Raw genomic sequence first — 215 nt, 5'->3', positions numbered from 1 at the left:
CAGGGCATTGAAGTAGCGTCTTAACGTCTTGGTCATTAGAGGCTTTAGTTCGGGATCATCTAAAGTAATCCAAACGCCGAGGTCTTTGTGGGCTTTTTCAATGGCATACTTAGCATTTAAGATAATGCCAATGAAGCGACGCATTTGTTGCGGTGTTCGGCACCAAAAGCTTAAGAGTTGAACAGCTGACGGTTCTAAGAAGAGCTGACCTGTGT

At 44.7% G+C, this 215-nt stretch carries 1 pseudogene; it reads right to left on the bottom strand.

The annotated features are described in order from the left end of the window. A pseudogene (locus CBI42_RS12345) lies at window positions 1-215 on the bottom strand (replication initiator protein A); the annotation flags it as partial.

This window comes from Streptococcus sp. KR (assembly GCF_002238115.1).
In the GTDB taxonomy this organism is placed as follows: domain Bacteria; phylum Bacillota; class Bacilli; order Lactobacillales; family Streptococcaceae; genus Streptococcus.
Note: the sequence above shows the minus strand (reverse complement) of the source record. Positions and strands in the feature narration are given on the sequence as shown.